This is a genomic window from Tautonia rosea (genome assembly GCF_012958305.1).
In the GTDB taxonomy this organism is placed as follows: Bacteria; Planctomycetota; Planctomycetia; order Isosphaerales; family Isosphaeraceae; genus Tautonia; species Tautonia rosea.
On the sequence record NZ_JABBYO010000003.1, the window covers coordinates 181,117 to 201,702 of the forward strand.

Below are 20,586 nucleotides of genomic sequence, written 5' to 3' on the forward strand. Positions count from 1 at the left end.
CCTCTTCCGATTGGCCGGATGATCGAAACTCATCGGATTCTACGACAGTTGTCACAGGTTGTCGAGGGGGTGACGAGAAATTCTAATTCGGTATCAAGAGGTATCACAATTGCTCTTGTTACGATCTTGCCATCTGTGGGGCAAGCGAGGCAAGGATGCTCAGTCGTTTTCATTGGGAGTCTGCAACCCGAGCACCCGGCGCACTTCGGCGGGGCTGGTCATTCCTGAAGCGACCGCCATGCTCGCTCGATTCCAGAGACGAACCATGCCCGACGACACGGCGGCGGCTTCGATCCGATCCACATCGGCCCGATCGAGCACGGCGCGAGCCACAGCACTCTGACCGGGAAGGAGCAACTCCGCGATCGGGATTCTCCCCTGATAGCCGGTTCCCCGGCACGCATCGCAGCCCAAGGCAACGCGGGCAGATGCAAGCGGAAGGCCCAGCATTTCCGGATCGTCGGCGTGAATCGATCGGGAGCAGACGTGGCAGAGCCGCCGGACGAGGCGCAGTGCGAGGACGGCTCGAAGCCCACTGCGCAGCAGATAGGGCTCGATCCCCATTTCGGCTAGTCGACCGATCGCGCCGCTTGCGGAACCGGCGTGAAGGGTGGTCAGGACAAGGTGCCCGGTGAGAGCCGCCTGGAACGCCATTTCGGCGGTCGAAGGGTCTCGAATCTCGCCGACGGCGATCACTTCCGGGTCCTGTCGGAGCAGCGATCGCAGGCCCGACTCCAGGGTCAAGCCGGCTGTGGGGTTCACCTGGGCTTGCACGACCCCCTCGACGGCGGCCTCGATCGGGTCTTCCAGCGAGACCAGGCATCGGTGCCCGGCAGAAGAGTTCGCCAGCGCTCGCAGACAGGCATACAGGGTCGTCGTTTTCCCGCTCCCGGCGGGGCCGGAGAGGACGATCAAGCCAGATGTTTCCACCAATGCAAATTGGAGCGATTCGAGAAGATCGTCGTGCAGGCCAAGCTGATCGAGATCGAGCAATCGCCCTGGCTCTGCAAAGAATCGCACGACCACCCGTTCCCCCAGGAGCGTCGGAAACGTGCTGACACGACACTCGGCCTGACCCGGCTGGGAGGGGATTCGGCCTTCCTGGGGAACGTCGGTACGGTAGGTGAGCAAATGTGCAAGAACCTTGAGCCGGGCCACGATGTTCGGCGCGACCTTGCTTGGCAAGAGAGCCATCGGCTGTAACACGCCGTCCATTCGATGGCGGATGTCCAGTCCTTCAGCCGTCGGCTGGACATGCAGGTCGCTGGCCCCGACCGACCGAGCGGTCGAGAGCAGCAAGGCGACCGCCTCCGTCGCGAACTGCGGGGAGGCGGGATCGAGCCCTGCAAGGGCCAGGTTCAATTCATACGATCCTCGATGCGAGGAGATGGGCATTGCGGCGATTAGCTATCGTTGTCCGAGCCGGAGTCCAGCTCGTCCGCACTCAGGCGAGCCTCAAGGGCTTCGAGCCGGGCCGACAGGGCCGCAACCTTGGCTGAGAGCGTGGCGGTTTCTTCGGCCCGAGCCAGGCCCAGTCGTTGCGTGACCTGCTCGACGCGCCGGTCGATCTCCGCTTGAAGATCCTCTTGCGCCGTTGACGCTCGATGTTCGAGTTCGGCCTGGAATTTGGCTGCCTCAGCTTCGCTCAGGTCGGCCTGGCGAGCGACCTCCTTGCCGAGTTCTTCGAGTTTCTCCTTGGTCATCGCCGCAAGGCCGACGCCGGTGAACAGGGTTCGCTTCACAAGTTCGAACATCGCTCCATCCTTTCGCGTAATTGTCCGTGGATTGAATCCAAGTCGGTTCAATCCTCCGGCAATGGTCGACCCCGCCGAGGGGCGTGATCGTGGTCCCGAGGCCGCCGAGGCGGATTCCGAACCAATCATGATTGTCTCATTTCGGTACGATCGACGCGAGAGGTTGGTTCCCGACGAGAACGGTGTGAACTCTTCTCGGGAACTCGTAGAATGGCCTCGATCCCCGCCGAACCGCGCCCGACCGACCGCCTCACCAAGGATTCCCTTATGGCGTTTCCCGAGGACTCACCGACTCCCGATCCCTCTGCCTCCCGCGTTCCCTCCGACCTCTCTTACGGAGGGTTCTGGGAGTTGCTCGGAATGGTTCCCCTGGCTCCGTCACGTCCAGGAGGACCGGGGCGAGTGATCCTTCGCGTCGGAGAGCAGCACCTGAGGAGCCTCGGCTTGATGCACGGTGGTGTAACAGCCTCAATGCTCGATTCGTTCATGGGTCGAGCGGCCTTTGCCCACTCTCCGCCGGGGCATCATCTGGTGACCTTGCAGCTCAATGTCCACTTCATCCGCGCGGTTCGAGCGGGAGAGACCCTCATCGCCGATGGCGAGGTCCAGCACAACGGTCGACGGACGGCGGTGGTTCGCAGTGAGCTGCGAACCGATCAAGGAGCGCTGGTTGCTACGGGAACCGGTACCTTCATGCATTTGCCGACGGAGTCTGAGGGAACGTCGAACGACGGCCCCTCCTCAGCCCGGTTGTGAGTGGTTCGATCAGACCTCCAGCCCCACGGCTCGCATTAACTCGAGCGCGTTGCTTTTCTGGACAACACCGGGCCGCATGATGTAATCAAAGCGCATCTGACCGTCTTCGAGATGGTCTTCGAAGTGGACGTTCTCGGCCCGATGGCCGAGTCCAGCGACAATCTCGGCAAGCGCAAGGTCGTGCGTGGTGACCAGACCAATGGCTCCGCGGTCAAGCAATCCTTTGACCACTCCTTGCGCTCCCGATCGCCGATCGTGCGAATTGGTGCCGTGGAGAATTTCATCCAGCAGAAAGAGCAGGGGGGGCGGGGTCGAAGCCAGATCGACCAGGGTCCGCAACCGCGTGATTTCGGCATAGAACCGCGATCGACCCGCTTGAAGCGAGTCCTGGACCCGGAGCGTTGATCCCACGCTCATCGGAGAGAGCCGCAGCTGATCGGCCCGCACCGGCGCACCGGCCAGGGCCAAAACGACGTTCACACCCACGGATCGCAACAAGGTGCTCTTGCCCGACATGTTCGAACCGCTCACGAGCAAGACCCGAGGGCCTTCGGCCCCTCCCAGCGTCACGTCGTTTCGGACGTTCTGGTCGTCCGGGATCAGCGGATGGCCCAGGGCCTTCGCCTCGACGACGGGGCCTTCCGACTCGGAGACAATCTCGGGGAACGGGTCGTGCGGACGTTCGAAGGCGTAGGAGGCCAGCGCGCAGAGTGCTTCAAACTGGCCCACGGCATCGAGCCAGCGCTCGATCGATCGGCCCGATTGGTTCCTCCACCGCTCGATCGCCAGGCCAAGATGGACTCCCCAGAGCAAGAGAAACGCCAGTGGGGCAAACAACTGGTTGCGGCGGAAGTCGAGCAGCATGACCAGGCGGGCCAGCCGGGCAATCTGTTGGGAGGGCGGCTGATGGTCGTTGCTCTGGGTGTCCCGGATCGCCAGAAGACGCGCTGAGGTGAACGGCTCGTGCTCGATCCGAGCAAGCAGCGCTTCGAGGAGGCGGAGCTCCTCGGCCCGTTCGTCCACCGCGCCGAGGATTTGCACCAGGTCGTTTCGAATCGATCGAGAAAAGATCAAGGTCGCCGCAACGGTCGCCATCAGGGGGACAGGCCCCAGACCGACCGTCCAGGCGATCAGGGCGACCATGTTCAAGACGGCCAGCAGGGATGCCCCAATTCGAACGACGCGAGATTGCAAGACGGGCGGCGCGTCTCCCCAGGCAATCAGCGTGGTGGGATGCAATCCTTGCTCAACGTCGTCTCCCAGCAAGGCGAGATCTTCCCGCAAATCGAGCCGGTCTCGAAGCTCTGCCACTGCTTCGTGTCGGGCTCGGATTTCGTCCACGCTGGCCGGATGATGCAGCCAGGATGCAAGCGTGGTTTTTCCGGAGCCGGTCCGAGCGGTGCAAAGCCGCTCGAAGACTGATCCGGGGCCGAACAAATCGAGATCGGCGTCGAAGGGGTGATCGGTCTTGAGGAAGCGATTTCCCGGATCCCCGCGTCCGGCCCAACGGCTTTCGAGCCTTGCCAGGCCAGCCTCGTAGAAGGCCACCCGACGTTCGGCCCGACGATGCAGACGCCCGACCGCGTCGTAGGCAATGACCAGACCGGCGAACACGATCACAGGAACCAGCAACCACCAGGCTGATCCCCATCCCAGGCCCAACGTGCCGACGGCAAGGGCCAGTCCCAGGGCGAAGACCAGCAACCGTCCATCGGCAATCCTTCCATGACGCTCGCTGAGCCGGTTCGCATCATCACGTCGGGCATCTCGGCGTCGGAGGTATTCGGCATGCGGGTCTGATTTCTCGGATGGAGACGAGTCAGAGGGACAGTCGGCCAAGGTGCAAACTCCCAGAGAATGCTGCTCCGAAGCCATGACCCCAACATGACCGGCTCATGCCTGATGCAGCGCAGATGATGAACTCGACCCCGACATCACCCGAATCGTGTCGAGCGACGACAGCAAGAGTCCACTATCTTAACAGGACCAACGATCCCGTGGGATGCCCGCTTTCGCCGTTGCGCTTCGATTGTTTCGCGGTATCATTCGATACTGGTTTGGCTTGCCCGACCGGTCAGCGAACCACAGGATAAAACCGTGCCAGCGTTCTGGTTGAGATCCCCGCCGCGGCCCCGGCCGTCAACGCCCAGTTGCGAACGCTCTGGGCGAGGATCCCTTGGTTTCGCCATCGTCTCGGAGACACCTGGATCGACCTCGGAAGCAGGGCGATCCGTCCCAGCCTCCGCAATCGGAGCATGAGGAACACGTCTTCCATCAGAGGGAGTTCCGGGAATCCGCCGACCCGATCGAACGCCCATCGAGGGACGAACATCCCCTGGTCGCCGTAGGGCACGCCCAGGACCCCCGCACGCAGGTGTGCCGCCGCGTCGATGGCGCGGAAGGCCCATTCCGAAGCATCGACCCGCATCCGGAAGCAGCCGCCTGGAACCTTCGGACACCGAGCGACAAACCGCTTCAATACGTCGATCGCTCCGGTTTCCAGGCGGCAATCGGCATGAAGAAACAGCAAGACGTCTCCCGACGCCTCCGAGGCTCCTCTGTTCTGCTGAACTCCTCGACCCCTTGGAGCGGCCACGACCCGAGCCCCAGCCCGATTCGCCAGCTCAGCCGTTCCGTCAGGGCTCCCGGCATCGGCCACGATCACCTCATCGACCGATTGGCCGGCGAGATGATCGAGGCACGATCCGATCGTCGAGGTCTCGTTAAGCGTCGGAATGACAACCGAGACACGCGGCAGCATGGCCATCAACGCTGCAGGTCGTAGAGGTCCCGGGGAGAGTCGTGCAGGATCTGCTGGAGCAATGCCGGTAGATCCTCCTCTCGGGCAAAGCCGGACTTGACCTGATGAGCCAGGGCCGAGGCAATCGCCCGTTTGATGACCTGCAACTTGCCGTACGCCCACTCAACCGAATATGAGTCGCTCAGGTAAGCGCAGAACTTGGTCATCGGCACGACCTGCGACCGCAACGCGAACTGTCGCTCGATCAAGGACGGAAAGAAGGTGTGCCACCAGTAGCCCGACGTGTACACGTTCGGAAACTGCCGGGCGAGCACGGCGATCTCCTGCGAGAGCACGTCAGACGCCATCATGATGTCGAACCGCGCGGTGCCGAAGTGGTGGAAGGTCCGGGCCATCTCGCTCGTCCAGTTCGGCTGAAACCGCGGGATACTTTTCCCGTCACAGATGAAATATTCGGCACCCACGGCAATTTGCACGGCCTTCTGGTGCTCGTGGTGCCATTCCAGAATTGCCCAGGTCACGGCATCGACCAGGGTGTCAACATCGGCTTCCGTCTGATCATTCGTCGGCTCAATGCGAGAGAGGATGGCGTCAACCGTGGCCGGATCAGGCCGCCGAAAGCGTTGCTCGATGGGAATGAATGTGTTGGTGAACCGGACCGGGCCGGTCACAGTCCGATCGAGCCAATCCTTGACCGATCGCGACAGCTCCGCCGAGGAACCTGGCTGTACACCGAGAACCTGACACAGCGCCTCGAAATAGTCGAGTTTCCGGGTTCTGCCCGTGAAGTACGGGTCGAGGTCGGTGGCCACGCCAGGACAGAACAGGTAGTGCGCATCGAGCATGAACAGCGCATCCGAAGCAATCGTACTCGACGCATTGCCTCGGTTGCCCAGGCTGGTGACAAAGGTCTGAATGTTGCAGCGTTCGCGGAGGACGTGGGCCGGCCATTCCGGGTCCTTCCCCCTGGCCTCGACCCGGTCGAGCAGGTCGCGGTAGTTCGCTTCCGTGACTTCCGGTTCGCTAAACTCGTACAGGTCCCAGAGGATCCGGTAAACGCACCACGACATCGCCGTGTTCCGCATCCGCTTCAGGTACGGAATCATCCGTCGAATGCGCTCGTCGGTCGGCAAGGCCGGGTTGAGGTCTTCCTTCGGCATCCCGACAGCGATCAACTCCGTCTGGACCCAGTGGTAGCCGAACAGGGCGGTCAAATCCGTCGCCGCGGGCCGGTCGCAATGGATGTGCGTGTGAGGGTCGATGATCGGCGTTTTGTCGATCAGGCGTTCAATGGACTGGGCTAAACCGGGAAGGCTCGTGAACATGAGGGCGTTTCCGTGGGATCGGGCCGGCTCGAATCGACATCCGTTGCGAGGGCCGCGAGCATTCTCGGACGATCCCCTTTGCCTGTCAACGAGACCCCGGCGATGCCCCGGGCGAGCCGATCCGCTATAATGCAATGGGAACGCTCCAGCGCCCGCCCACGGACCCGGACCTTTTTCTCAGTCGCCGAACCGGGAGCGATTATGCGGCGCGATATTGACGAGGCCCTTCGGGGCTGGCCCTACGATCCAGAGTTTGACGAGGTCGAAGCCCGAGAAATCCTGGCGCGTGACGGTCGAACCGTCCTCCAGATCCGGGTCGATCTCGGCGTCCTCCAGATGGAACTCGACGGCCGACCCGACGGCGCACGACCCCGCGGCTTCTTGACCTACCTCGATTACCTGCGTCATCGCTCCAAATTCCGGAGGCGACGACGATCACAGGCCGCCGCCGACCCCGGCCCGGTCGGCTGGTCGATGTCGCCCGAACATTGCGCCGAGGCGGACCGCGAACTCGTACAGTTCTATCACCGTCGGGTGGCCTTCCTGACGCTCCAGCACTACGAGCGTGCCCTCCGCGATGCGGAACACAGCCTCAACCTGATGGACTTCATCGCCGATTTCGGCCCGACGCCGGAATACGTCGAGCGTCACGAGCGCCTCCGAGCCGGAATCCTCTTCGACCGGACTCAGGCCTCTGCCGCCCTCGCCTTGGAACGGACCAGCCCCGAGGAAGCGATCGACGCCATCCGGGAAGGGGTCGACCGTCTCGAACGTCACGCCCGGACGCTGTTGGAGATGGACGATCTCGACGACTTCGAGGCGCTCGAACTGCCTCCCGGTGAACTCGAAACGCCGACCGTCGCCTACATCGAGCGCCTTCGCCGCCTGGAAACCGAAGTCCGGCACCACTTCGAGGTGCCGAAAACCCTCCGCGAACAACTCGACGAGGCGGTCGAACACGAAGACTACGAACGCGCCGCCCGGCTCCGTGACCAGATCCGCTCCCGGAGTCGGTCCTGACGCCCGATGCCCAGCAGACCAAGGGGACACGTGGATCGACTGGCGGTCCACTTCTGTCCCCTTGGCCGACGCGATCCGATCCGGTCAATGCGCGCTCCCGAGCGGCCAGGCGACGTCCGCCGCCCGCACAATCGGCCCTTCCACACAGACCCGTTTCAGGTCGACCGATCCATCGGCCTGCCGCATCGGGACAACACAACTGAAGCAGGCACCAAAACCGCACGACATCTGATTTTCGAGCGAAACATCGCACGGAATCCCTTCCCGATCGGCAATTCCCGCCAGGACGGTAAGCATCGCCGGAGGTCCGCACCCCACGAGCTTGCTCGGCCGGTCTCCCGCTTGCAATCGCTGCTCCAGGAGTGTCGTGACGAATCCGTGAAATCCGGCCGAGCCATCATCGGTGGCCAGCGACACACGGATTCCAGCCCGCTCGAAGTCCTCGACCCCGGCGGCGAGCCCCGCATTGCGGACCCCGTAAAGCAGCTCCGTCGAGGAGGCGACCGGCCCGTCCCAGGCAGTTGGCTCGGCTCCATAGGATTGCTGGCCGGTCCACCATCTGCCGAGAGCAAGAAACGGGGTCTGCCCGATCCCCCCCGCCACGAACGTCACCGGGCCACCGTCCTCGGGAGGAGGGCCGAAGCCGTTGCCAAGCGGTCCCCAGACCTCCAGGGTTTCCCCTGCCCGACGCTCGGCGAGGGCGGCCGTCCCCCGACCGATGACGAGGTAGACGATGTCGATTGCCTCATGGGTTCCCGAGGGTCCAGTCACCGTGTCATAGAGCGCAAAGGGTCGGCCGAAGAACGGGTCGGACGTCCCCGGACGCGTCGGACGAATCATCAGGAACTGTCCCGGCAGGATGCAACGCGCCATTTCCGGAGCCAGCAACCGGATGCGATACGTCCCCCGGGCGATCGAGACGTTCTCAAGGATCTCCACTGATCGATGCATCGCACAGGTCGGTACGACCGCGTCCATCTGTCGAATTCCTCCGAACCCTGGCCACCCTGGGCAGCCACCCTGAATCTCGATCCCGCTCCGGGATCCTTCGGGTTTCGTTGTGTCCGCGGCGCGGACCGGTCGATTTGGTGAGAGAATTTCTCACCGCGGAGCCTGAGGAAATCCCAACCCGCTCCTTTCCTTCGGGAGGAGCGGGTGGCCAAAGGCCAGAGGAAGGGCGATGGGCTCGACTCGATCGAAATCACCACGTCAATCGAGTCGATTCCGACCCTCCGCTCCGATCACTCGTTCTCCGAAGACTTCGAGCGTCGCGACTTTGGCAACGGCTTCGGCCGACGCTTGGCCATCTGACCAGGGGGCTTGAGCGCGGGCCGTCGTCCCCCGGAAGGACCATTGCCGCCGCCGACTTGCGGCCCTCCGGGACCTCCGGAACTCCGTCGTTTCGCGCCAGGTCCCGAGGTGCCTCGGTTTCGCGACGGTCCTCCGCTGGCAGAGGGGCGTCCGGCCGGTGGTCGCGATCGAGGCCCCGCGGGTCGAGGCGGCCGCCCGGCAGGAGGAGGCCCGCCAAGGTCGCCGCTGGAGATCGGAGGGATGAGAATCTCATCCGGTCCGTCATCGAGATGAGCGGAACGACGCCCTTTCGATCCGCTCGGGGGCGGAGCGAACGAACCAACGGCTCCTCGCCTCGGAACGCCTCCCGGTCGTCGGCTCCCCTGGTCCCGATCCCGACCGCCCTGCGGTGGAGGCCCGGTCGGGCGTTTGCCCTTCGGTCCACCACCGGCGGATCCAACCAGATGGCCCATGCCCGATCGCGGACCTGCGGAGGCCGGACCTCCTTCAGACTTTCGCCGAGGAGCTTCGCGACGCCTGGAATCGCGGGGCCGCACCGACTCTCCCGACGCCACCCGGCGAAGCATCGCAACTTCTTCCGGTTCCAGGTAGCGCCATTGACCGGCCGAGAGCCCCTTGAGCGTCACCGGTCCGACCGAAACCCGGGTCAGGCGCATCACCTTGTGACCGAGCTTCGCCAGCATCCGCCGCACTTCGCGGTTCTTCCCCTCGGCCAGGGTCAGCTCGATCATCGTGGCTTCGCCGTGATTCGATTTCTCGTTCACGAACCGGGCCGATCGCGCCCTTGCCTTACCTTCGGCGAGCCAGACCCCTTCGACGAGCCGGTCAATCACCTCCGGCCCCGGCTTGCCGGCGACCAGAACGCGATACACCTTCTCGACCCCGAACTTCGGGTGTGCCAGTCGATTGGCCAACTCGCCGTCGTTGGTCAACAGAATCAGTCCCGTGCTGTCCTCGTCGAGCCGACCGATCGGATAGACCCGCTGCGGCAAGTCGGGCACGATGTCGATCACCCGAGGCCGACCAGCCGGGTCGGAATTGGTCGTCACGAATCCCTTCGGCTTGTACACGGCGAGGTAGACGATCTTCTCCTGTCGGATCCGTTCTCCATCCACCGTGATCGTCGCCTGCGTCGGATCAACCCTGGTTGCCAGGTCACGCACGACCTGACCATCGACCAGCACGCGCCCCTGGAGAATCAACTCCTCCACCGCTCGCCGAGAACCAAGCCCGGCTGCGGCGAGCACTTTATTCAGGCGCTCCCCCTCACTCGACGCTCCCGACCGTGATGAGCCACGACCGTCTTCCGACGATCGACGCGGTCCGGACGACGGCCGTGGGCCGGTCGGAAGGCCGGCGGGGCGGGGTTTCCGGTGCGGTTGCGGACCCGAACCGGACGATGAGCCGGCGCGGCGGGGAGGCGGGCCACCGCCTCGGCGGGGTGGTCGAGGGGCCATGAGAAATCACTTCCTGCGTCGGCGGACGCGAATCGAAGGGAAAGCACGATGCGGAGCGCCGCCGAGAAAACCAAAAGACCGGCGGATCGTTCATCACTCGTTGGTGTATCGAGTATACGATCGGTCCGGCCAATGGTTCTAGGGAATTACCGAGAAGTCCCTGGTTTTGATGTCGTCATTGGCGTGGCAAGCCTGAACCTCGTACCGGATGCTCAACGACCCGAAGTCGGACCTCGCCGTGTCCTTGGAAATCGGCGAGATCCCAATCGTTCCGGGGTCGAGCGAAATAGGAGCACGCAGTCGCCCTGGAACGTCTCACTGAGGAGATGAAACCGGACCCGGCCCAGTGTCATTCCTCGACCGTCTCCGCAGTGCCGCAATACTGCTTGACGTCGGCGATCCCGTCGAGGCACTTCTGCTTCGAGGAATACCCCTCACCGGAGTCGGCAATGATCCGTCCGTTCGGAGCCACCAGCCGCCAGCGGAACTCCCCGGCCTGGTCTTTGTAGACGTGAAACTTGCCCATCGAAGCGCTCCTGATTCAAAGGGTTCTGGTGCGTTGAAATCTCTTGAGAAGCGACGAGGCTCGGACGACCGAGTCTCCTGGGATTGGGGGACCGGCGACTCCTCCTCAGCCCGAAGTCAGACCGCCGGTCGGGTCAGCGGCAAAGCGGATTCGGGCTGGATCGCCGGCCTCGGACGGAGGGAGCGACGGCCTCTCGTGATCATCCGTGGTTGGCGGGGAGTAGGAGGTGCTCCTGACTGAGGCCCCAGCCATTCCTTGCTCCAGGCGGACCTGACCGGACCGGCCAATGTCGTCGAAGAAGTGCCCTGTCACCTGCCACGCGTCATTGATCCGGCGGAACTCGAAGGTCGCCGCCCCGGAGAAGCGGCGGGACATAATGCCAATCCCCTCCCGCCGAGGCAGGTCTTCCTCGAAGGTGTACATGAAGCGGAGCGTGACGATGCCGGCCATCATGCCAACGTGGAGGCTCCCCAGGTCGCTGTGGACCCGGACCTGGCCGCCGCTCTCCGCCTCTCGCTCAACCATCACGCTCATCTGTTCCCAGGTCTGGCTGATCTTCATGAAGTAGCCCGTGCGGAAGACCGATCCGGACTCCGACGCCGAGTGCAGCTCGATCGTCCCGTGGTAGTCGCCGGACAGGTCGGTGGGGGCCGGCAGCCCGGCCAGCCGGAACATCCACGTCCCCAGCTCGGTTCGCCAGACGTATGCATCAAAAAGATTGATCAGCACGCCGAAGAGGATCAGCGCGGTGAACCCACCGAAGAAGAGCGCTTTCTCGGCAAGGTCCCAGTTATCCCCCCCGTAGCGTCGAATCAGCACGAGGACACCGTGCTGGGCCAGCGGGGTCAGGAAGGCGGTGATCAGGGCCAGCAGCGCGTACATCCGTGCCCGGCCTCCCGGGCCGCTGCTGTAGATCGTGTAGTCGTGGCCCTCGATCATGGTCCAGGCCTCATCGTTCAGCGGAGTCCAGAAGCTCAGAGCCCGGTCGACGGTCCCTTGCGCCCCAGGATCAGCGAGACGACGAACAGGACCAGGAAGACGAAAAAGAGGATCTTGGCGATCCAGGCCGCATCCTGCGCCAGTCCGCCGAAGCCGAAGACGGCGGCCACAATGGCCACGACGAGGAAGATCAACGCATAGCGGATCATGGGTGCCTCACGGAACGATGGGGAGGATTGGGAACGGGTCGGTAGAACGATTGACGAACGCAACGAGGGCGGAAAAACACCCGATGACCTGGCCTGTCAGGAAGTGAGCGTGGCCAGGCCACCCGGTTGTCGAGCCATTGAGGCGTCCCGCATAGGTTCTCAGCGGTTGCTATCCGGCTCACCCTTGATCGCCTTGCCGGCCCCCTCGACCGCCTTGCCGGCGGCGTCGGTGTCGGAGCGGGCCTCCTCGCCAATTCCCGGGGCTGCGTCCTCGATCTTCTGGCCCGTATCCTCCAGGCCGACGGCCTCGGCCGCCTTGCCGACGGCATCGACGGTGCCCTCGGCGGCGCCGCCAACGGTATCGGCCGAGCCCTCGATGGCCTTGCCGGTCGCCTCGACCGCCCCGCCCATCATGTCGCGGGTCCCGTCGACGGCACCTTCCACGGCCTGCCCGGCCGCGTCCATGTCCGCCTCAAATTCCTCCTTCGAGCAGCCGGCAACCAGCGCCAGCACCATGGCCAGTCCGGCCATCATCGGTCGATTCATCGGAAGATGCTCCTGAGTTTCAAGCGGTCACGACGGGTGGCGAGCACACGCGGCTCGCCTTCCCGTCGCATTGATGATGAGGGATCGTGAGTGGTCACATCAAGCGAAATACTGGGCCGATAATCCAATCCCGGCGCAAGCGAGAACCCCCGGCCACGATGCTGGGGGTGCTCCAGGTGAATCGAGGGTTGGCTCCCTTGCGTCAACTCTGGCTTCGGCGTCGCTGCCGGTACGCGCCGAGCCCGATCAGCACCACAGCCATGCCGCTCATCGCCAGCGTCGAGGGCTCGGGAACCGCCGTCAACTCGAAGGCGCGATCGCCTTCAGAGGAGGTGCCCCAGCTCGGGTTGAGAAGGCTCCGGCCGAAAAGGCTCCCGGTCTGGTTGGCCCCCGCCCACCCCCAAGCGTTGATTGCCGAAGTGTCGTTGACGATGGAAAGGTAGTAAGTGGTCCCCGCGTTCAGCAACACGCCGGCGGATAGGTCGGCGTCGTACCGGTAGATCTGGGTTCCCTCGTCACTGATCAGCCCGGTCAGCGTGCGCGTCAAGTTCACCGGCGAAAGGGTGACAATCGGGTCATCTTCGGGCAGGCCGCTTCCGTTGTCGGCGAAGAAGCGGATGGTGAAGTTGTCGTCCGGTAGAGTGTTGGGATTGGAGGTGTACCCTCCCCACCAGTGGACGTCGGTGATGGTGACAGAGGCCGCGAGGCTGAAGTTGTCCGCCACTTGCCGCTCGGCCTGGTCATCACTCAAGAACGAATCGGTTCCATCGACGGGCGGCTGAGAGTAGACAATCATGCCTGCCCGGGCGACGGGCCCCATGCCCAAAATCATTCCCAGAGCCAGCAACCCGACGACTCTGGCTGTTGCTCGAATGGTCATTTTGCACCGTTGTCGAGAACCAAGGAGGAATCAGCGGGGGCTCGAGAGCCCGTCCCACGCTCTCTCCTTGGGGAGAACGGTCCGAAAGTTAGCACCCACGGTGAAAAATATTTTCGGAGACACTCCTCGAACAGACTTCCAAGCACTAGAATGTGTTCCAATGGGCCCCAGGCAGGATGCAACGAAGCGATCAGCCCCCGATCGCCCGAAATCCCAGTCTTGAAAACCAGATCCGTCAACGAGCCGGGTGAACCCGATGGTCGTGCCGGAGGTTTTTGAGATCTCTGGAGGGACATCGTGAACCCAACGGACACCTGCCCCGATCCGAGCCGCTGGGAACGGTTTCTGGCCGACGCAGTCGACGATCGGGAACGAGACGACCTGGAAACGCACCTCGACGCGTGCGAAACCTGCCGCGATCGGCTCGCTCTGCTGGCCGAATGGCCGTCGGTGGCCGAGGTGACGTCGAAGCCCGATCAGGATCCCTCGCAGTCGTGGCTCGATCGGCTCGAACGCATCGACGGCTGGGCGGCATCAGATGCCGATCGGGAACCGGCCATGCTTCCAACGCTGCCGGGATTCGACGAACTCGAAGAGCTCGGCCGGGGTGGCATGGGGATCGTGTACCGCGCCCGACAGGTGGGCCTGGACCGGTCGGTGGCGATCAAGGTCCTCTCCTCCGCCGGTCGACTCGCACCCAAGGCCCGCTCCCGAGCATTCCGCGAGGCGAGGGCACTCGCTCGACTCAATCACCCGAACATCGTCAAGGTCCACGACATCAGCGAGTTCGACGGCCTTCCCTCCATCGTCATGGAGTGGGTCGAGAGGGGCGACCTGAGCCATCGCCTGGAGCACGGCCCGCTCCCGCCCCGAGAGGCCGCCGAGCTGGCCCGGACCCTCGCCCTGGCCCTGGCCGCCGCCCACGAGCAGGGGATCATCCACCGCGACATCAAGCCCCGCAACGTCCTGATCGCCGCCGACGGCTCTCCCCGGTTGACCGACTTCGGCCTGGCCCGGGACGTCGATTCGACCGATCGATTGACCTCGACGGGGCTCGCCATCGGCACCCCCGGCTACATGGCCCCCGAGCAGATCGACTCGACCCTCGGCCCGGTCGGCCCGCCGGCCGACATCTACGCCCTGGGGGCGACCCTCTACGCCATGCTCACCGGCCGGCCCCCGTTCCAGGCGGCCAACGAGGCCGAGTCGCTCCGCCAGGTCGTCGAGCTTGATCCGGTCCCGCCCCGCAGGCTCGACGACGCCATCCCCCGCGACCTGAACACGATCTGCTCCACCTGCCTGGAGAAGCGGCCCGAACGCCGCTACGCCTCGGCCGATGCCCTGGCGGCCGACCTGGGCCGGTTCCTCGACGGCGTGCCGATCAAGGCCCGGCCGATCGGCCCGATCCGGTCCTCGCTCCGACGAGCCCGGCGGCATCCGAAGCAGGCCGCCTTGGCGTGTTCGGTGGCCATCTTACTGCTGACAATGGCCCTCGGCGGCCTGCTGTTCGCCCGAGAGCAGTCGCGACTCCGCTCGATCGCCGAGGACCGCCGCCTCCTCGCCGTCGAGCGCGAGAGCGACGCCCGCGCCAGCGCCGACCACGCCCGGCGTGTGCTCCAGGTCATGGCCGAGGGCATGGGAGCGTCCGCCAAAGCCATCCGGACGATGAATACCTCGTCGCAACCGGAGCTCCGTCGCATCTCCTCGAAGCACCTGGCCGAGGTCACCTCGATCTATGCCCGCTACTTCCAGGAGCACTCCGCCGAGACGCCCTGGATCGCCAGCGAGGTCCAGATGCTTGAGACGCTCGCCGAGCTTCGCGAACTCGAAGGATCTCCTGACAAGGCCGATCGCCTCCGTCGGAAGTGCCTCGAAGAAGGGCGATTGCTTCTCGATCGGTCCCCCGACGACGCCCCCTTGCGGCGATCGCTGGTCGAATCGGCGACCAAACTCGCCCTGCGGCGGGAACAGCAGAGCGGACCCGAAGCCGCGATGCCCGACTTCAAGGTCGCCTACCAACTCGCCAGGGTGATTGCTCCGGAGGAGGCCAGCGACACCGAGCCTTTCTTTCTCCGGGCGATGGCCGCCAGCAACCTCGCGAGCACCTACTATCGCCTCGGGCACTTTGACAAGACAGCCACGGTGCAGACTGAGGCCCTCGAGTTCTCCCGAGAGGTTCTTGCCCAACGGCCCGACGATACGACTGTCGCGGCCTTTGTGATCGAACACCTTTGCGGGCTCGCGACCGCTCGGATCGACCAGGGCGAATCGGATGAAGCGTCTCGCCTGCTCCTTGAGGCCGATTCCATGCTCGACTCCCTTCGGGACGTCGGAGTCACCTCTCCCGGACGCGATCCGGAAATTCTGCGAGCGTGGATCGAGGAGGAACGGGAACGACTGCCAAAATCCCTTGCCGGCCGATGATCCCTCGCTCGACACCTCACGATCTCCCGAACCGTTGGAGATCAGTCCGAGGACTCGAAGCCGACCACTCAGTTCCTTCCTTCGATCTCGGAACGGGCGATCTCAAGCCTGATGAGCCGCTGGACCTTGCAACGCGCGGCGAAGGCCGAACCCCGCTTCATGCCGAGTCGAACCGCCGCCTCCTGCCCGGACAAACCTTCAAGCGCTAAGAGTCGAAACGCTTCCCAGGTGTGTGGCTCGACCCGAGCCCGAACGCTCCGCATCGCCTGATCGAGTTGTTCCTGATCTGCCTCGGGCTCAATGCGGTCGGAGGATGCGTTCCGATCGGCAATCCGTTCAAGGAGCCGAAGGACCGCCGTGTCCCCCGTCCCCGAGTGCCAGGGCCGCTGCCGCTCAACCCAGTCGCACCAGGCCGCGTGCGTGAGTTTTCTGAGGTAGCCCCGGAATCGTCGAGACGGATCGTAGCGGAATCGCGTGGCCTGTCGGGCGAAGCACAAGAAGACCTCTTGCGTCACATCCCGGGCATCTTGCTCCTGCAGTCCCTTGCCACGGCACCAGTTCAACACCATCGGACCGTAGGTCGTCACGAACTGTGACCAGTCCGACGGGTTGCTTGCGGGTTCGCTCAGCTTCCGGAGGAGGGAGATTCTGGTGTTTGGCTCAAGCGATTGCATCATCACGGTTCCAGAGGTTGGTGCCAATCGCCGACCCGTTAACTTTACCCGCGTTCCCCGAGTCCATGTCAACCAGTGATCGTCATCAGTGTTGAACCTCGTGATCGTCCGAGAACCTTTCCAAGACCGGAATTCGACGCGGAACGGGCTGCTGAGACTTGATGGGTTCAAGGGGCTCCCTCGATTGACATCCCAGGCAAGCCATCGAAAAAAAGACCCTGATCGGAAAATTCTCGCAGATCATCCGGTTGAATCGCCTGCGACGGCTTGATATGACGAGAAGGCCCGGCTCTGTCGGAATCACCGATTCCAAACGGCGCAACGAGAGCCGATCACTCCTACCTCCATTCGATTCGATTCGATCGCACCCTACCCATTCCCAGGGAGTCGACTGCTCATGACACGCATCCTTGCCTCTGCCCTGGCCCTGTTCGGTCTGACCCTCGGCCTCACGTTTTCGGCCGCCGCTCAGGAAGGCTTGAAGGTCGGCGACAAGGCCCCCGACTTCACCCTGAAGGCTTCCGACGGTAAGACCTATTCCCTCTCCGACTTTAAAGGCAAGAAGGCGGTGGTCATTGCCTGGTTCCCGAAGGCGTTCACCGGCGGTTGCACCAAGCAGTGCACGGCCTATGCCGAACAGGGCGATCAGCTCAAGGATCTGAACGTCGCCTACTTCACCGCCAGCACTGATACCGTCGATGAGAACACCCGCTTCGCCCAGTCGCTCAACGCCGATTACCCGATTCTCAGCGATCCCGACGCTTCGGCCGCCAAGGCGTTTGGTGTCCTCATGTCCGAGCGCCCGCTCGCCCGCCGCGTGACCTTCTACATCGACAAGGAAGGTGTCATTCAGGCGATCGACTCACAGATCAACACCGAGAACGCCGGCGCCGACACCGCCAAGAAGCTCAAGGAACTCGGCATCGCCGAGTGACCGCCTCAACCCGAGGCAACGCGACCTGAGTTCACTGACTGATCGAGGGGGAGCGTCCGGTCCAGGCCGGGGCTCCCCCCGTCTCATCCCGGCGGGGTCTTGAGTCGCTCGACCGCTTGGGTGATGCTACGACTTCCAATGACTGCAGGACTCGAAGGCGGAGCAATCATGATCGTTGGCGTCGTCAAGGAAACCTTCCCGGGGGAACGTCGTGTCGCGTTGATCCCCGCGTCGGTGCCCCTGCTGAAGAAGGCCGGCTGCGAGGTCCTGGTCGAGGCCGGCGCCGGCTTCGAGGCAGGCTATCCCGACCTGACTTATGAGCAGAAAGGGGCGACGATCCTCTCGTCACGGGACGAGATCTTCGCCCGGTCCGAGATTCTCCTGCAGCTGCTCGGCCTCGGTGCCAATCAGACCGCCGGGCGCGACGACCTGCCGCGCTACCGACCCGGCCAGACTGCCATCGGCTTCTTCCGGCCGCTCGGTGCCCCCGAAACGGTTCAGGAGGTGGCCGCGACCGGAATCACCGCCTTCTCCATCGAAATGCTCCCCCGAATCACCCGCGCCCAGAGCATGGACGCCCTGTCGTCGATGGCCACGGTCGCCGGTTACAAGGCCGTCCTGATCGCCGCGGACACGCTCCGCCGCATGTTCCCCATGATGATGACTGCCGCGGGCACCATCTCTCCCGCCCGGGTTCTCGTCCTGGGTGTCGGCGTGGCCGGGCTCCAGGCCATCGCCACGGCGAGACGCATGGGGGCGGTCGTCTCTGCCTTCGACGTCCGACCTGCGGTCAAGGAGCAGGTCCAGAGCCTCGGCGCGAAGTTCGTCGAGCTTCCCCTTGAGGCTGCTGACGCCGAGGACGCCGGCGGCTACGCCAAGGCACAGGGTGAAGACTTCCTCCGCAGGCAACGAGAGTTGATGGCCAAGGTCGTGGCCGAGAGCGATGTGGTCATCACGACCGCCAACGTCCCCGGCCGAAAGGCCCCGGTGCTCGTGACCGCCGAGATGGTCGAGGCGATGACGCCCGGCTCGGTCATCGTCGATATGGCCGCCGAACGCGGCGGCAACTGCGAGCTGACCCAATCCGGCGAGGTCGCCATCACCCACGGCGTCAGCATCGTCGGCGCGGTCAATCTGGCCGGGAAGGTCCCGTATCACGCGAGCCAGATGTATTCGAGTAACATCACCACCCTGTTGCTTCATCTGATGAAGGACGGGCAGCTCGTGATCGATCCGAGCGACGAGATCACGCGAGAGACGCTCATCGCCCAGGGCGGCGAGGTCGTCCACCCCCGGGTCCTTGAGGCCCTCGGGATCACTTCCAAAGTTCCAGACGATGCAGGGAGATCGTGATCGATGGAAACCCTTGTCTTCTCCCTGACGATCTTCGTGCTGGCAATTTTCGTGGGTTTCGAGGTCATTACGAAGGTCCCCCCCACCTTGCACACCCCGTTGATGTCCGGGTCGAACGCGATCTCAGGGATCACCCTGGTGGGGGCGATCCTCTCGTCGGGCTTGCAGTATTCGACCCTGACCTCGGTCCTGGGAGTGCTGGCGGTGGCGCTGGCGACGATCAACGTGGTGGGCGGATTCCTCGTCACCCATCGCATCCTCGGGATGTTTCGACGGAAGAGCTGAACCGTGTCCACATCGCTGATTAACCTGGCCTACCTCGTCGCCTCGGCCCTGTTCATCCTGGGGCTAAAAGGCCTCAGTCATCCCCGGACCGCCGTGCGCGGCAATCTGATGGGGGCGACCGCGATGCTCATTGCCGTGGTCGTCACACTGCTCAATCAAGAAATCATCGGCTATGGCGGGATTCTCATCGGGCTCGCCCTCGGCTCACTCGTCGGCGCCGTGTTGGCCGTTCGAATCCCGATGACCGCGATGCCGCAGCTCGTCGCCCTGCTCAACGGCTTCGGCGGGGGCGCGTCGATCCTCGTCGCCGGCGCAGCCCTGGTCGAGGCCGTCGGCCTGACCGATCGGGAAGTCACGTCTCAGCTCACCGTGGCCACGGCCGCCTCGGGACTGATCGGCGCCGTGACGCTCGCCGGGAGCTTCGTCGCATTCGCGAAGCTCCAGGAGCTGATTTCCGGCAATCCGATCCTCTTTCCCGGCCGCCACGTCGTGAACGCGGCGCTCCTGATCGCCACCCTTGGCCTGGCGGCGATGGTGGCGGTTCAGCCTGACGAGCCGCTTGCCTACTGGGGCCTGGTGATCGTCGCCTCCGTGCTCGGCGTGCTGGCGGTCATCCCGATCGGCGGGGCCGACATGCCGGTCGTCATCGCCCTGTTGAACTCCTACTCCGGCCTGGCTGCCTGCGCCACCGGCTTCGTCTTGAACAACACGATGCTGATCATCGCCGGATCACTCGTCGGCGCCTCGGGCCTGATCCTCACTCGAATCATGTGCGACGCGATGAACCGATCGCTCACCAACGTCCTCTTTGGCGGCGTTGGTGCGGTCGCCTCCCAGCCGGGAGGAGGCAAGGGAGACGAGGTCTACGCCGGTCGCGTCAAGTCGGCGGGTCCTGATGAAATCGCCATGATCCTTGAGGTCGCCCAGCGGGTGATGATCGTTCCCGGCTACGGCCTCGCTGTCAGCCAGGCCCAGCATTCCGTCCGCGACCTGGCCAACCTGCTCGAATCACGCGGTGTGCGGGTCGATTTCGCCATCCACCCCGTCGCCGGCCGGATGCCCGGCCACATGAACGTCCTGCTCGCCGAGGCCGATATCCCCTACGAAAAGCTCCTCACGATGGAGGAAGCCAACCCCCAGTTCGAGCAGACCGACGTGGCCATTGTCATCGGTGCCAACGACGTCGTGAACCCCGACGCCCGCACCGACCCTACCGGCCCGATCGCCGGCATGCCCATCCTCGACGTCGACAAGGCTCGCACCGTCATCGTCGTCAAGCGCTCCCTTTCCCCCGGCTTCGCCGGCATTCCCAACCCCCTGTTTGCCGCCGACAACACCCTGATGTACTTTGCCGACGGAAAGAAAGCCCTTGTCGACTTGATTACCGCACTGCAGAGTTGAAGTTCCGCCACCCGTACGATTCTCCAGGTGT

The 20,586-nt window shown here is 64.0% G+C and carries 21 protein-coding genes; 7 read left to right on the plus strand and 14 right to left on the minus strand.

Going from position 1 to position 20,586, the window contains the following annotated elements:
- Nucleotides 1-159: 159 nt before the first annotated feature.
- Together HG800_RS06100 and HG800_RS06105 are read right to left on the minus strand one after the other, a co-directional pair.
- Nucleotides 160-1,395 carry a GspE/PulE family protein gene (locus HG800_RS06100; protein ID WP_169974852.1) on the minus strand — a complete coding sequence of 412 codons (1,236 nt, stop codon included), beginning with the start codon at nucleotides 1,393-1,395 and terminating at the stop codon, nucleotides 160-162.
- An 8-nt stretch (nucleotides 1,396-1,403) separates the two neighbouring features.
- Nucleotides 1,404-1,754, minus strand: a complete 351-nt coding sequence (locus HG800_RS06105; protein ID WP_169974853.1) for a phasin family protein — start codon at nucleotides 1,752-1,754, stop codon at nucleotides 1,404-1,406.
- Between the two features lie 210 nt (nucleotides 1,755-1,964).
- Between HG800_RS06105 and HG800_RS06110 the strand changes: the two genes are divergently transcribed.
- Nucleotides 1,965-2,510 (plus strand): PaaI family thioesterase, encoded by a 546-nt coding sequence (locus tag HG800_RS06110; protein WP_169974855.1) that lies wholly within the window; start codon nucleotides 1,965-1,967, stop codon nucleotides 2,508-2,510.
- A 9-nt stretch (nucleotides 2,511-2,519) separates the two neighbouring features.
- Here HG800_RS06110 and HG800_RS06115 read toward each other — a convergent pair whose 3' ends face one another.
- The 3 genes from HG800_RS06115 to HG800_RS06125 all read right to left on the minus strand — a co-directional run bounded on the left by HG800_RS06115 (nucleotide 2,520) and on the right by HG800_RS06125 (nucleotide 6,596).
- Nucleotides 2,520-4,349 (minus strand): MutS-related protein, encoded by a 1,830-nt coding sequence (locus HG800_RS06115; protein WP_235963355.1) that lies wholly within the window; start codon nucleotides 4,347-4,349, stop codon nucleotides 2,520-2,522.
- Between the two features lie 235 nt (nucleotides 4,350-4,584).
- The gene (locus tag HG800_RS06120; protein ID WP_169974859.1) at nucleotides 4,585-5,277 is read right to left on the minus strand and encodes a TIGR04283 family arsenosugar biosynthesis glycosyltransferase; all 693 of its coding nucleotides are present in this window, start codon (nucleotides 5,275-5,277) and stop codon (nucleotides 4,585-4,587) included.
- The gene (locus tag HG800_RS06125; protein ID WP_169974861.1) at nucleotides 5,277-6,596 is read right to left on the minus strand and encodes a hypothetical protein; all 1,320 of its coding nucleotides are present in this window, start codon (nucleotides 6,594-6,596) and stop codon (nucleotides 5,277-5,279) included. The genes HG800_RS06120 and HG800_RS06125 overlap by 1 nt, the downstream gene beginning before the upstream one ends.
- 102 nt (nucleotides 6,597-6,698) lie before the next feature.
- Between HG800_RS06125 and HG800_RS06130 the strand changes: the two genes are divergently transcribed.
- Nucleotides 6,699-7,616 (plus strand): UvrB/UvrC motif-containing protein, encoded by a 918-nt coding sequence (locus HG800_RS06130; RefSeq protein WP_235963357.1) that lies wholly within the window; start codon nucleotides 6,699-6,701, stop codon nucleotides 7,614-7,616.
- An 84-nt stretch (nucleotides 7,617-7,700) separates the two neighbouring features.
- Here HG800_RS06130 and HG800_RS06135 read toward each other — a convergent pair whose 3' ends face one another.
- The 8 genes from HG800_RS06135 to HG800_RS06165 form a co-directional block, all read right to left on the minus strand.
- Nucleotides 7,701-8,594 (minus strand): dihydroorotate dehydrogenase electron transfer subunit, encoded by an 894-nt coding sequence (locus tag HG800_RS06135; protein WP_169974863.1) that lies wholly within the window; start codon nucleotides 8,592-8,594, stop codon nucleotides 7,701-7,703.
- Between the two features lie 263 nt (nucleotides 8,595-8,857).
- Nucleotides 8,858-10,174 (minus strand): pseudouridine synthase, encoded by a 1,317-nt coding sequence (locus HG800_RS26905; protein WP_206352146.1) that lies wholly within the window; start codon nucleotides 10,172-10,174, stop codon nucleotides 8,858-8,860.
- A gap of 5 nt (nucleotides 10,175-10,179) precedes the next feature.
- Nucleotides 10,180-10,431, minus strand: coding sequence for a hypothetical protein (locus tag HG800_RS28155; protein ID WP_206352147.1), 252 nt, complete (start codon nucleotides 10,429-10,431; stop codon nucleotides 10,180-10,182).
- Nucleotides 10,432-10,733: 302 nt separating this feature from the next.
- Complete coding sequence (locus HG800_RS06145; RefSeq protein WP_169974865.1) at nucleotides 10,734-10,910, minus strand: YegP family protein; 177 nt, start codon at nucleotides 10,908-10,910, stop codon at nucleotides 10,734-10,736.
- Between the two features lie 105 nt (nucleotides 10,911-11,015).
- Entirely contained in the window at nucleotides 11,016-11,849 is an 834-nt protein-coding gene (locus HG800_RS06150) for a hypothetical protein (protein ID WP_169974867.1), read from the minus strand.
- 35 nt (nucleotides 11,850-11,884) lie between these two features.
- Entirely contained in the window at nucleotides 11,885-12,058 is a 174-nt protein-coding gene (locus tag HG800_RS06155; protein WP_169974869.1) for a DUF1328 domain-containing protein, read from the minus strand.
- 159 nt (nucleotides 12,059-12,217) lie between these two features.
- Nucleotides 12,218-12,604, minus strand: coding sequence for a hypothetical protein (locus HG800_RS06160; RefSeq protein ID WP_169974871.1), 387 nt, complete (start codon nucleotides 12,602-12,604; stop codon nucleotides 12,218-12,220).
- A gap of 202 nt (nucleotides 12,605-12,806) precedes the next feature.
- On the minus strand, nucleotides 12,807-13,484 hold the full coding sequence (locus HG800_RS06165; protein WP_169974873.1) for a DUF7901 domain-containing protein: 678 nt from the start codon (nucleotides 13,482-13,484) through the stop codon (nucleotides 12,807-12,809).
- Nucleotides 13,485-13,781: 297 nt separating this feature from the next.
- Here HG800_RS06165 and HG800_RS06170 point away from each other — a divergent pair, with 297 nt between their 5' ends.
- Nucleotides 13,782-15,908 carry a serine/threonine-protein kinase gene (locus HG800_RS06170; RefSeq protein WP_169974875.1) on the plus strand — a complete coding sequence of 709 codons (2,127 nt, stop codon included), beginning with the start codon at nucleotides 13,782-13,784 and terminating at the stop codon, nucleotides 15,906-15,908.
- 68 nt (nucleotides 15,909-15,976) lie between these two features.
- On the opposite strand, the gene HG800_RS06175 is transcribed toward HG800_RS06170, so the two are convergent.
- Entirely contained in the window at nucleotides 15,977-16,585 is a 609-nt protein-coding gene (locus HG800_RS06175; RefSeq protein ID WP_169974877.1) for an RNA polymerase sigma factor, read from the minus strand.
- 394 nt (nucleotides 16,586-16,979) lie between these two features.
- Here HG800_RS06175 and HG800_RS06180 point away from each other — a divergent pair, with 394 nt between their 5' ends.
- From HG800_RS06180 to HG800_RS06195, 4 genes are all read left to right on the plus strand, one after another.
- A complete protein-coding gene (locus HG800_RS06180; RefSeq protein ID WP_169974879.1) occupies nucleotides 16,980-17,516 on the plus strand; it encodes a peroxiredoxin family protein in 537 nt (178 codons plus the stop codon).
- A gap of 168 nt (nucleotides 17,517-17,684) precedes the next feature.
- Nucleotides 17,685-18,869: a Re/Si-specific NAD(P)(+) transhydrogenase subunit alpha gene (locus HG800_RS06185; RefSeq protein WP_169974881.1), complete on the plus strand. Its 1,185-nt coding sequence runs from the start codon at nucleotides 17,685-17,687 to the stop codon at nucleotides 18,867-18,869.
- 3 nt (nucleotides 18,870-18,872) lie between these two features.
- On the plus strand, nucleotides 18,873-19,154 hold the full coding sequence (locus HG800_RS06190) for an NAD(P) transhydrogenase subunit alpha (protein WP_169974883.1): 282 nt from the start codon (nucleotides 18,873-18,875) through the stop codon (nucleotides 19,152-19,154).
- A gap of 3 nt (nucleotides 19,155-19,157) precedes the next feature.
- Entirely contained in the window at nucleotides 19,158-20,555 is a 1,398-nt protein-coding gene (locus HG800_RS06195; protein WP_169974885.1) for an NAD(P)(+) transhydrogenase (Re/Si-specific) subunit beta, read from the plus strand.
- The last annotated feature ends 31 nt before the right edge of the window (nucleotides 20,556-20,586 follow it).